At 66.7% G+C, this 11,623-nt stretch carries 12 protein-coding genes; 7 read left to right on the top strand and 5 right to left on the bottom strand.

The window, feature by feature from the left end; translation table 11 throughout:
• The coding region (locus tag ACE3TU_RS13190) for a creatininase family protein (protein WP_374624877.1) at positions 1 to 695 on the bottom strand (695 nt) is incomplete at its 3' end.
• 78 nt (positions 696 to 773) lie between these two features.
• Positions 774 to 1,163, bottom strand: a complete 390-nt coding sequence (locus ACE3TU_RS13185) for a RidA family protein (RefSeq protein ID WP_374624875.1) — start codon at positions 1,161 to 1,163, stop codon at positions 774 to 776.
• Between the two features lie 229 nt (positions 1,164 to 1,392).
• On the opposite strand from ACE3TU_RS13185, the gene ACE3TU_RS13180 reads away from it, so the two are divergent.
• The 6 genes from ACE3TU_RS13180 (at position 1,393) to ACE3TU_RS13155 (ending at position 7,521) form a co-directional block, all read left to right on the top strand.
• A complete protein-coding gene (locus tag ACE3TU_RS13180) occupies positions 1,393 to 2,397 on the top strand; it encodes an ABC transporter substrate-binding protein (RefSeq protein ID WP_374624873.1) in 1,005 nt (334 codons plus the stop codon).
• Between the two features lie 127 nt (positions 2,398 to 2,524).
• Positions 2,525 to 3,286, top strand: coding sequence for an ABC transporter ATP-binding protein (locus ACE3TU_RS13175; RefSeq protein ID WP_374624881.1), 762 nt, complete (start codon positions 2,525 to 2,527; stop codon positions 3,284 to 3,286).
• Positions 3,283 to 4,158, top strand: coding sequence for an ABC transporter permease (locus ACE3TU_RS13170; RefSeq protein WP_374624879.1), 876 nt, complete (start codon positions 3,283 to 3,285; stop codon positions 4,156 to 4,158). Before ACE3TU_RS13175 ends, ACE3TU_RS13170 begins: the two co-directional genes overlap by 4 nt.
• Before the next feature lie 37 nt (positions 4,159 to 4,195).
• Positions 4,196 to 5,512 (top strand): cytosine deaminase, encoded by a 1,317-nt coding sequence (locus ACE3TU_RS13165; RefSeq protein WP_374624871.1) that lies wholly within the window; start codon positions 4,196 to 4,198, stop codon positions 5,510 to 5,512.
• 3 nt (positions 5,513 to 5,515) lie between these two features.
• Positions 5,516 to 6,919 (top strand): FAD-binding oxidoreductase, encoded by a 1,404-nt coding sequence (locus ACE3TU_RS13160; protein WP_374624869.1) that lies wholly within the window; start codon positions 5,516 to 5,518, stop codon positions 6,917 to 6,919.
• Positions 6,919 to 7,521: an NAD(P)H-dependent oxidoreductase gene (locus ACE3TU_RS13155; RefSeq protein WP_374624867.1), complete on the top strand. Its 603-nt coding sequence runs from the start codon at positions 6,919 to 6,921 to the stop codon at positions 7,519 to 7,521. Before ACE3TU_RS13160 ends, ACE3TU_RS13155 begins: the two co-directional genes overlap by 1 nt.
• Before the next feature lie 72 nt (positions 7,522 to 7,593).
• Here ACE3TU_RS13155 and ACE3TU_RS13150 read toward each other — a convergent pair whose 3' ends face one another.
• A complete protein-coding gene (locus tag ACE3TU_RS13150; protein WP_374624865.1) occupies positions 7,594 to 8,577 on the bottom strand; it encodes a FecR domain-containing protein in 984 nt (327 codons plus the stop codon).
• A gap of 478 nt (positions 8,578 to 9,055) precedes the next feature.
• On the opposite strand from ACE3TU_RS13150, the gene ACE3TU_RS13145 reads away from it, so the two are divergent.
• Positions 9,056 to 10,363, top strand: a complete 1,308-nt coding sequence (locus ACE3TU_RS13145) for a helix-turn-helix transcriptional regulator (RefSeq protein WP_374624863.1) — start codon at positions 9,056 to 9,058, stop codon at positions 10,361 to 10,363.
• Between the two features lie 130 nt (positions 10,364 to 10,493).
• Here ACE3TU_RS13145 and ACE3TU_RS13140 read toward each other — a convergent pair whose 3' ends face one another.
• Together ACE3TU_RS13140 and ACE3TU_RS13135 are read right to left on the bottom strand one after the other, a co-directional pair.
• Positions 10,494 to 11,000 carry a hypothetical protein gene (locus ACE3TU_RS13140; protein WP_374624861.1) on the bottom strand — a complete coding sequence of 169 codons (507 nt, stop codon included), beginning with the start codon at positions 10,998 to 11,000 and terminating at the stop codon, positions 10,494 to 10,496.
• A 310-nt stretch (positions 11,001 to 11,310) separates the two neighbouring features.
• A partial coding sequence (locus ACE3TU_RS13135) for a thermonuclease family protein (RefSeq protein WP_374624859.1) occupies positions 11,311 to 11,623 on the bottom strand: 313 nt, incomplete at its 5' end.

Raw genomic sequence — 11,623 nt, 5'->3', positions numbered from 1 at the left:
GTCGCCAGGTGGGCCTCTCCGGCAACGCCGGCCGGATTGATGTCGCTGGCGATCCAGGCGTAGGAGAGCGGTCCCGTCGGCCTCAGGTACTTGTACGCCTGCTCGTCGCGTTGCGCCACCGAGGGGAAGTCGGCAAGCTTGTCGAGGTGCACCAGCTCGGGTCGGAAGTGCAGGAGCAGCGACGTCTCGGCGTCGCCGCCATGGATGCCGAAGCGATTCTCGATGTCGGAGTAGAGGTCCTTGGGGGCGAACTGGCCCCACCCCGTCTTGACCGCCAGCATCCCCGCCTTCACCCGCAATTCGCGCGCGACGATGTCGAGGATCGAGACATTGCCGCCATGCGAGTTGACGAACACCACCTTCCTGATCCCCGAGCGGGCGATTTCCAGCCCGATCTGCGTCCACGCCTCGATGGCGTTGGTGGCGAGGTGGGTGATCGTCCCTTTCTGCCAGATGTGCTCGTTCGACTTGCCGATCGCCTGGACGGGCAGGATGCGGATGTCGAGGTCGGCCGGCGCCCGCCTGACCAGCAGGTCGAGATGGCCCTGGTTGATGATGGTGTCGGTGCCGACGGGCAGGTGCGGTCCGTGCTGCTCCACCGCCGCAACCGGGAAGACGGCGATCGTCCGCATCGGATCGAGGTCGTGGAATTCTGCGGCGGAGAAGTCGGTCCACCAGATCTTGCGGTAGCTCATGGGAATGTCCGTTGTGGCGGCGTGGGCCCGGTGTTGGCTGGCTTCGTGCCGGGCCCGCCGGAGCACGAAGTCGGGCGGTCAGCCCGGACTTGCCGCGACCACTTCGATTTCGACGACGAATTCGGGGCGGGCGAAGCCGGCGACGATCATCAGCGTCGAGGCCGGATAGGGTTCCGTGAACAGTTCATTGCGCACCTGCATGTAGGGCTGCAGGTGTTCGCGTCCGGTCACATAGGCGTTGATCCGCACCACGTCCTTGAGGCTCATGGCGGCTTCCGCGAGAATCGCGGCGATATTGTCGAAGCAGAGCCGGGCCTGCCCGGCACAGTCGCCGGGCACGGAGCCGTCGGGAGCAACCCCGAGTTGGCCCGAGCAGAATACGATGCGCGACCGCGAACTGACCTCTATCGCGTGGCTGTAGGGGGCGAATGGCGGATGAATGCTGGTCGGCGAAAGTGGCTTATGCACAGGGCCTCCGTATGTGTATGCTCAGCTAAGCGCCAAACGCGGGAGATGGAAAGCCCCAATTTGACCGGCCGTGCCCCTTTTTTGGGCAACTTTCTGAATGATGCATTTTTGGGCTTTTCTTTTGGCAGATGGCGCGGAATGAATGGGTCGGTGTGCCGGATGGCACGATGGTTTGCCTAATCACCGGGACGGGGGACAACGTCCCGGCAGACGCAACAGGGAGACTACCATGATGAACTTCACCAAGCTCTTGGCCGCAGGCGTGGTAACGCTGGCATTGAGCGTTTCCGCAGGCGTGGCGCAGGACAAGGTGACCTACGGCACCAACTGGCTGGCGCAGGCGGAACACGGCGGCTTCTACCAGGCCGTGGCCGACGGCACCTATGCCAAGTACGGCCTCGACGTCACCATCCGCCAGGGTGGTCCGCAGGGTGCCAACCGCTCGCTGCTCATCGGCGGGCAGATCAACTTCTACATGGGCGGCATGACCACCGCGATCGACGCCGTCAAGGAGGGCATCCCGACCCTGACGCTGGCCTCGATCTTCCAGAAGGACCCGCAGGTGCTGCTGGCCCATCCCGATGCCGGCTTCAAGAGCTTCGCCGATCTCGCCGGCGCCTCCAAGTACATCCTCTCCAAGGATGGCTTCATCTCCTACTTCTCCTGGATGAAGTCGGCCTATCCGGAGTTCAAGGACGAGAAGTACGAGCCCTACACCTTCAACCCGGCGCCGTTCATCGCCGACAAGATGGCCATCCAGCAGGGCTACGTGACCTCCGAGCCGCTGGAGATCGAGAAGCAGGCCGGCTTCAAGCCGCAGGAATTCCTGCTCGCCGATAACGGCTTTGCCCCCTACTCGACCACGATCGAGGTGATGAAGCCCTGGTACGAGGCCAACAAGGATGTCGCCAAGCGCTTCGTCGAGGCCACCATCATCGGCTGGTACAATTACCTGTATGGCGACAACGCGGCCGCCAACGAGCTGATCAAGAAGGACAATCCGGAAATGACCGACGAGCAGATCGCGTTCGGCATTTCCAAGATGAAGGAACTGGGGATCGTCGTCTCCGGCGACGCCGAGGCGAACGGCATCGGCTGCATGACCGCCGAGCGCTGGACCGGCTTCTACGAGCAGATGAAGGCGGTCGGGCTGTTCCCGGAGGGCATCGACGTCACGCAGGCCTACACCACCGAGCATGTCTGCCAGGGTCTGGGCAAAGACCTGGTGAAGTAAGCTGGATCATTCGGCGCGGGCACCGGCCCGCGCCGTTCCAACTTTTGCGGGGCCGGATTTGACTGACGTAACAATTGCAGGGGCGCGGACAGAACGTTCCGCCTCCAATACGCGGCTCGTCGTTTCGATGCGCGGCGTGTCCAAGGTGTTCTCGAATGGCACCCTGGCGCTCAAGGACATGTCGCTCGATGTCGAACGCGGCGAATTCCTGAGCCTGCTCGGCCCGTCCGGCTGCGGCAAGTCGACGGCGCTGCGGATCATCGCCGGGCTGGGCGCGGCCAGTTCGGGCAAGATCGACTGGCCCTCGTCCAGGATCAACGCCAGGGGCCTGCCGGAGGGCGATGTCGGCTTCGTGTTCCAGGAGCCGACGCTGATGCCCTGGCAGACCGTGCTGGGCAATGTCTACCTGCCGCTGCGGCTCACCGGGGTCAGCAAGTCGGCGGCGCGCGAACGCATCATGGAGACGCTGCGCTCGGTGGGCCTCGCCGATTTCGCCAATGCCTACCCGCGGGAACTGTCCGGCGGCATGAAGATGCGCGTGTCGATCGCCCGGGCGCTGGTCACCAAACCCAAGCTGTTGCTCATGGACGAGCCTTTCGCCGCGCTCGACGAGATCACCCGGCAGAAGCTCAACGATGACGTGCTGAGGCTGTGGCGACAGTCGGGCGTCACCGTGATCTTCGTGACGCACTCGGTGTTCGAGAGCGTCTATCTCAGCAACCGCATCGTGGTGATGAAGGCGCGTCCCGGCCAGGTGTTCGCCGATCTGCCGCTCGCCAATGACGGCGAGCGCACCGCCGACTACCGCACCTCGGAGGCGTATCGCGTGGCGACGCACGAGGTGTCGCGCAGCCTGCACGATGCCATTCACGCCGGAGGCGGACACTGATGAGCGATATCGCCAATACCGCCCCGCGCGACGACGACGAAGCCGGCACCGACAGCGCCGTCGCCATCCTCGTGCCGCGCACCTCGACGGCCGAAAAGCTGCTGCGCATCGCCGTGCCGGTCGGCATGCTGGTCCTCGGCGTCGTGGCCTGGCACCTCACCGTGGTGATCAACGGCATCCCGAAATACATCCTTCCCACCCCGGCCGACGTCGCCAATTCGCTGCTCAACGACTGGCCGACGCTGCTGCCGGCGCTGTGGGTGACGCTGAAGATCACCTTCACGGCGCTGGCGCTGGCGCTGGTCGGCGGCGTCGCCATGGCGATCCTGCTGGTGCAGAGCAAGTGGATCGAACTGGCGCTGTTTCCCTATGCGGTGATCCTGCAGGTCACGCCGATCATCGCCATCGCGCCGCTTTTGCTGATCTATGCGCCGGATACGCAGACGGCGCTGCTGATCTGCTCGTTCCTCGTCGCCTTCTTCCCGATCCTGTCCAACATGGTGGCGGGGCTGAAGAGCGTCGATCACAACCTGCTCAACCTCTACGATCTCTACGGCGCCTCGCGCTGGCAGACCCTCATCTACCTCAAGATTCCCGCGGCGATGCCCTACTTCATGGCCGGCCTCAGGATCGGTGGCGGGCTGGCGCTGATCGCGGCGGTGGTTGCCGAGTTTGCCGCCGGTTCGGCGGGCGAGGGCTCGGGCCTCGCCTTCCGGCTGCTCGAGTCGCAGTACCGGCTCAACATTCCGCGGTTGTTCGCGGCGCTGATCCTCCTGACCGGCACCGGCATCGCCATTTTCGGGCTGACCTCCTTCATCGCCTGGCTGACGCTGCATCGCTGGCACGAGAGCGCGGTCAAGCGGGAAAACTGATGGTCGACGACGTCCCAAACCGACTGCCGAGCCGCTGATGCCCTCGAGCCCCGCCCTTTCCACCGGCAGTGTCACGCTGCGCAATGCCCGCGTCCCGGCGGCGGCGCTCGGCAGGGTCGGCGACGGCTCTGTCGAGACCCTCGACATCGTCGTCGCAGGTGGCCGCATCGCCTCGATCCGCCCGGCCGGGTCGGCGCCCGTCGACGGCCCGTCGCACGATCTCGACAAGGGCCTCGTGCTCCCGTGCCTCGTCGATATCCACACCCATCTCGACAAGGGGCATATCTGGCCGCGCAAGGCCAACCCGGACGGGACGTGGCTGGGTGCGCTGCTCGCCGTGCAGTCCGACCGCGAGCGTCGCTGGGCGGCCGGGGATGTCGAGCGCCGCTTCGACTTCGCCCTGCGCTGCGCCTATGCGCACGGCACCGCCGCGATCCGGACGCACCTCGATTCCGCCCCGCCGCAGCACGAGATCAGCTGGGCGCTGTTCGAGACCATGCGCGCGCGCTGGGCCGGACGGATCGAACTGCAGGCCGTCTCGATCGTCGGGCCCGACACGCTGGTGACGCCGGGCGAACTCGACGCTGTGGCCCGCCAGGTGAAATCCTCGGGCGGCCTGCTCGGCGGCTCCGTGGCCGTCTACGAGCGCTCGAAGGAGGCCATGCTGGCCGTGGTCGACAAGGCCGGCGAGCTCGGCCTCGACCTCGACCTGCACACCGACGAGACCGGCGACCCGGCGGCGAACGCCCTCCTCCACCTTGCCGAGGCGGTGCTCGAGACCGGCTTTGCCGGCAAGGTCATGGCGGGTCACTGCTGCGTGCTGACCGTCCAGGACGAGCGTGCCGTGCGCCGCACCATCGACAAGGTGGTCGAGGCCGGCATCGCCATCGTCTCGCTGCCGATGTGCAATCTCTATCTGCAGGATCGCGAGAGCCGCGGCGGCGCGGTCCGCACGCCGATCCGGCGCGGCGTCACGCTCCTCAACGAGTTCAAGGCCGCCGGCGCGACCGTCGCCATCGCCTCGGACAACACCCGCGACCCCTTCTACGCCTATGGCGACCTCGACGGCATCGAGGTGTTCCGCGAGGGTGCGCGCATCCTCCACTTCGACCACCCGCAGGAGCAGGCCTGGGACTGGTTGCGCGCCATCACCTCGGCGCCCGCGACGCATGGCGGCTTTGCCTATCGCGGCGTGATCGCCGAAGGTGCTGCCGCCGATCTGATCCTGTGCCGCGCCCGGGACTGGACCGAACTCAATGCCCGCCCGCAGTCCGACCGCATTGTCCTGCGGGCCGGCCGGGCGATCGACCAGACGCTGCCGGACTATCGCGAACTCGACGATTTGATGGAGTAGACCATGGACATTACCGGCTTCCGCGCCGCCCTCGGCGACATCCCGGTCGAAGACAATCCCCGCATCGTGCAGCAGAAGAGCCGGGATCACTACTGGTACTCGCCGCGCCTCAAGCAGCAGCTCGAGGACGTCACCGCCCAGATCGTGGTGTCGCCGCGCACCCAGGACGAGGTGATCACCGTCCTGCGCGAGGCCTTCCGCTTCGAGGTACCGATCACGCCGCGCGGCGCCGGCACCGGCAATTACGGCCAGGCCATGCCGCTCTCGGGCGGCGCCATGCTCAACCTAATGAACCTCGATCGCATCCTGTCGATCAGCCATGACCGGGTGCGGGCCGAGGCCGGCGCGGTGATGGAGAAGATCGACGAGGCGGCGATCCATGCCGTCAACGGCGAGTTGCGCTTCCACCCCTCGACCTATCGCATGGCTTCGCTCGGCGGCTTCGTTGCCGGCGGTTCGGGCGGCGTCGGCTCGATCCGCTGGGGCGGGCTCAGGAATTTCGGCAATATCCTGGCGCTCAAGGTGGTCACCTGCGAGGCCGAGCCGCGCGTGCTCGAGCTCACCGGGCCGGATATCCTCAAGGTGGCGCACGCCTACGGCACCAACGGCATCATCGTCGAAGTCGAGATGCCGCTGACCGCGCATCACGACTGGGTCGACATGCTGGTCGGCTTCGATACGGCCATCGAGGCGGTGGCTTTCGCCGAGCAGGTGGCGCTGCAGGACGGGCTCTTGTGCAAGGAGATCTCGCCGGTCGCCGCGCCGATGCCCTATGACTATTTCAACCGCCACCGGCCCTATATCCGCAGCCGCGAGCAATCGGTGGTGCTGCTGATGGTGGCGCCCGCCGCCGTCCCGGCGCTGGTGCATTTCGTCGATTTCCACGAGGGCGACCTGCTCTATCGCGGTGACACCGCGCCGGCCGAAGAGAAAGCCCGGCTGCCGCCGGTGTTCGAGCTCGCCTGGAACCACACCACGCTGCGCGGGCTCAAGGTCGATCCGACCATCACCTACCTGCAGACCCAGTATCCCGATCTCGCGCATGTCAAATGGGCCATCGACACGTTCGGCGACGAGCTGCCCATGCACATCGAGATGAACCGCTTCGATGGCCGCATCATCTTCTCGGGGCTGCCGGTGGTGCGCTACACCTCCGAGGAGCGGCTCGAGGAGATCATCCGCCTGCACGAGGAGAACGGCTGCCTGGTGTTCAACCCGCACCGCTACACGCTGGAGGAAGGCGGCATGAAGCAGACCGACCGGGCGCAGCTCGCCTTCAAGAAGGAGGCCGATCCCAAGGGCGTCCTCAACCCCGGCAAGATGGTGGCCTGGGACGATCCGGATTTCGATTTCGAGTCGGGACGCAACTGGCTGTTCACCGGGCTGCACACGCTGGGCGCCGCCTGATGCGGGTGCTCGTCGTCCATGCGCACCCGGTTGAGACCAGTTTCAACCGGGCGCTGTTCTCGGCCGCCTGCGAGGCGCTGACCGCCAAAGGCCACACGGTCGATGCCATGAACCTCTACGACGAGGACTTCCAGGCGGTGATGAGCCGCGAGGAGCGGCTCAACTACCACGACATCCCGGGCAACCTGACGCCGGAGGTGAAGCCCTATGTCGACCGGGTGCGCGCCGCCGAGGCGGCGGTGTTCGTCCACCCGGTGTGGAACTACGGCTATCCGGCGATCCTCAAGGGCTTCTTCGACCGCATCTTCCTGCCCGGCGTCAGCTTCATCCTCGTGGGGGGCAACGGCACCGACAAGGGCAAGCTCGTCACCAACATGAAGAACATCCGGAAGGTCGCCTACATCACCACCTATGGCGGCGACCGCTTCCGCACCTGGATCATGGGCGATCCGCCGCGGCGCCTCGCCATGCGCTGGGCCTGGGTGACCTTCGGCACGCTGCTGCCGCCCAAGTACCTGGCCCTCTACGACATGAACAACCAGACCGAGGCCGGCCTCAAGGGCTTCATCGACAAGGTGAAGCGCGAAATGGGCAAGTTCTAGCCGCCCTCCGCGCCTGCGTGTCCGACCGGCCTCCTGCGGCCGGAGGCGGCGGATCGCCGGGGCCGGCTGCGCTCAGTGCCCCCTGCCGCGTCCGCCCCTGTCGCCGTCGTGACCCCTGTCGCCGCGATCGTCGCCCCGGTCATGGCCGCGACCGGGATCGGAGTGATCGCCGTCGTCGTGATGGCCATTGTCGTGGTGATCGTCGTGGTGATCGTCGTGATGATGGTGATCGTCCTCGGGCGGCGGTGGCGGTGGTGGTGGCGGTGGTGGCGGCGGTGGCGGTGGTGGCGGCTCGCAGCTGCCCGGCTCGGCGCAGGGGTCGACCGGCGGCACCACCACGGGAACCGGCTGCTGTTCCGCCTGCTCCTCGGCGACCGTCTGCTTGAGGCAGTTCTCGGCATAGCGCACGCGGAAATCGCGCAGCAGCGGCTTTTGCGAGCTGGCGTAGCGGAACTTGGCGCGCAACTCCTTGCGTTCCTCGGCGCCCACCTTGCCCGAGAGCCCGATGATCTGGGATTGCCGCAGCTCGTACTGGCCCACCTCGCAGGTATCGTCCAGCGTCACGCAGTCGGCCCGCTGGGCGCACAGGATCGCCTCGCCGTGGAACAGCAGGACGCTGGTCGTCTCCTTGTCCACCGTGAAATCGAACGCCGTGCCGCGCACCCCGATGGTGCCGGTCGGCGTGGTGATGCTGTAGCGGTCCTTGGGCGCGTTGCCGGTGACGAAGCGGAAGGTGCCGGCCAGCGCATTGACGGCGAGCTTGCCGGCCGAGCCGTCCGAGCGCAGCAGGTAATCCTCGAGCACCAGCGTCGAGTTCGGCCCGACCACCAGTTCGGTGCTGTCGGCGAACTTCACCTGCACCAGCCCGGTGGCATCGGTCTCCACCTTGTCGCCGATGAACAGGTCGGCGCCCACCGTCAGCATCCGCACCTGCCGCCCGGTCTGCGCCGTCGCGCCCGCATCGACCCCCAGCGCCGCCCCGTCCGCCGCGACGGCAAGACCGGACGTCACGAGGCCCAAGACAAACGCAAGTATTCCAAGAACACGCCTGGACATGGTTGCACCCCCATCCCAAGCGACAATAGACGCACATTTCCCCGGCGCCGTGCAAACGAAATTAACAAAGGGTAAACGGGGGGCGACCTCTGCTCGCGCGGGGGATTGGCCGGGGCCCGAGCATTTCGCGCCGTCGTCCCTGCCGCCGGGCCATCCGAGCGCCCTGGCAAGCCGCCACTCCACACGGGGCCGACAGGCCACCATCGCGTCGGCCCCGTTCCCTCGGAGACCATCACTTCACCTGCGTTCGATCGTTCCGAGGCGCGCGACTTCAAGTGCCAGAGGCAACCCGCCGAATTCTGCGATTTGGCGACCGACATGCGGGGACTTATTGCCCACTCTGCCGACAAGCGGTTCGATGTTCTGGATTTACTGTCCCCTGCCCCTTCGATAATCTTGCTCCAAAGACTGTCCGCGCGGTCTGGGGGGAAAGATGCGAACTGTCGGCCGACCGTCTGGCGGAACCGGACATGTCGACATGCGCCCGGAGTTGTCCGCGACCGCGCCGGTGGACAAGGCCTTCCTCGGCTACTCCGACACCGGCGAGGCCGGCACACCTCCGTGGCAGGTGACCGAAGCGAGCTTCCTGGTCATCGGCCTCACCTGGCCGGAAGCCGTGATCCGGGAGTTCCTGCCCGCCGAACTGACCCCAACGCCAGACTTCAGAGGCATCGCCTACATCTTCGGATCGGACCAGCCCGGGCCGCTGTCGCCCTACAGCTGTTGCTTCCTCGCGATCGAGGTCGAGGGCCACGACTCGCCCGATGGTTCCCGCGCCTACTACATCGTCACCGGCCACATCTCGCGCCGCGGCGAGGCGGTGCGGCGGCAGATCAACGCCAATTTCCTGCCTGGCGGGTCGCGGCAGTGGGCCGAGGGCGAAGTCCTCGCCGGTGCCGGGGGGCCAGCGGGCGCCGATGGCATGCGAATGCGGCTGCGGCCAACCGGAGAGGTTGCCTACGGCACCAACGGCGTTCACAATTTCATCGGCAGCGACCCCGCCGGCGGCGGGCTGCAGGTCTACTCCGTGGCCTTCACCGGCGACTTCGAGGTGGCCGAACCGCTGGCTCTGGACATTCTCGATGACGCGACCGAGCAGATGCGCCCGCTGCGTCCCCGCGCCCTGACGTGGGGCCTTCGGGCGCCGGGCCTGACTGTCACATACAGCCCGCCGCGCAGGATTGGCGATCGGGCGGCGATCCAGAACGAAGCCGCCCGGGTGACGCTGCTCGAGGTCTTCTCCCACCTGGGCAAGCCGGCAGTGGTCGCCGACCGCGATCTCAAGGTGCGCTACGCGACGCGCCAGGCAGAGGCGTTGCGTGGCGATGGCGGTCTGCTGCATGGCGATCTGCTCCGCTGTCGACGTCCGGAGGACCAGGCTGCGCTGCGCGAGATCGTCGCCGCGGCCAGTGACCGCGCCGAGGGCGCGTTCGATCTGCCGCCGATAGCGATCGAACTGCCTGACGGCGCGCGCCTGCTGGCTCGGGCGATGCCGCTCGACCCGACGCTCACCGGCGGGCCGGCGGCGCTGCTCCTGTTCAGCGACCCGGCACGGCCGGCCAGGGGCAATACGGCTCGCTCCCTGCAACTGCTGGGATTGACCCCTGCCGAGGCGCGAATTGCTGCGCTCGTGGGTGCGGGGGAGCCCCCGCGCAAGGCGGCGGCGGCGCTCGGCATCACCGAGCACACCATCCGCTCGTCGCTCAAGGTGATCTACGACAAGCTGGCCGTGAACAAGCAGACCGAACTCGCGGGCATCGTGGCACGGCTCGAGGGGGTGGGCTGAGGCCCTCACCGTTGGCAACCGCGCGGGTGGATTCGGCGACCGGCCTCCCCGGCCGCCGAGTTGGTTCGCTCCTACCGCACGTGCCGAGGGCTCTCCGAGCCGCTCGGGTGCACCCCGTCCGGTCAGGGCCTCAGTCGGCCATCGTTGCGACGTGGTCGAACACAGCGTAGCCGGGCGCGGTGCCATCCGGGTTGATGTTGATGATCACCGCTCGGTAGGGCGCCTTTGCCGAGACGGTCTCGAACTTGCCCGTGCCGCCGTGCCAGTCCAGCTCGCAATCGCTGCCCCAGATGGCGCCCGGAGGTGGCGTATCGGGTGCTCCGCACGTCCAGCTGATGAAGATCTGGTCGCCGGCCAGATCGCGCGCGGTGCAGTAGCCGCCTGCGGCGAGGCCGATATCGTTGAACCCCGGGCAGACAAAGGTGGCAAGGTGGAACGGCCCGCTGCCCGTTTCGTCCTGGTAGCTGCCCGAGAACTCTCCGACGAAGTAGCTGCGGCCATTTTCGACCGTGTAGGTCTTGCCGACGGCAAGGAAGCTGAGAATGCCCTTGAGATGGACTTCCTCGGCCGCTGCCCCGGCGACGAGGCCCGCCGACAGCGCAAGCGCCGCGGTTGCCGTACGAATGATACCCTTCATGATGTCTCCTCCGTTCTGGGGCGTGACGCTGCCCGGCGCCGCGACGCATTTGACCCGTCCAGGGTTCGCGGATGCTTCAGGATCAACGATGCGCAGGGGGAGCCTCGACCAGCCGATGCCGGCCCACATCCCGAAATTGCGGGGTGCACGGCAGGTCGGCCGATGGGACGGGGCGATCAGCTAGAGGCGTGCTGGGAAGTCGCGGACAAGAAGGCGCAGGGGTTCCTAGGATTCGACACCTTTTGACGCCAACGAACTGGCCAGTATTCGGCGCGGATGCCCAGGATGCCGATCGCCTGCCCGAGAGGTGTCAGCCGTTGCTCTCTTGTCGCAGCAGACCGCGCTGTCTGGCATCGGCGCGCCATAGTTTGCGACGCACTCCCTCAGGCTCAAGGTGTCGATACTTGCCACCCGAGAACTTGGGCCAGTCGAGGGCAAGGCCGCTTCGGACGAGTTCGGCCGCCAAGTCTCGTCCATCGGGCAAGTAGCAGTCCGCGACCAGGCGGTCATACGACAACTCAGGTCTGATGTGGGCCATCACGATCTGGCCCTTGCATAGCTGGACCAGCGCCCACTTCGACTGTTTGCCGTACGGATGATCGAGTTCTGGCGCGTCGATCCCG

Source organism: Devosia sp. (assembly GCF_041917035.1).
Classification (GTDB): Bacteria; Pseudomonadota; Alphaproteobacteria; order Rhizobiales; family Devosiaceae; genus Devosia_A.
This window is presented reverse-complemented; position numbering and strand designations above follow the sequence as displayed.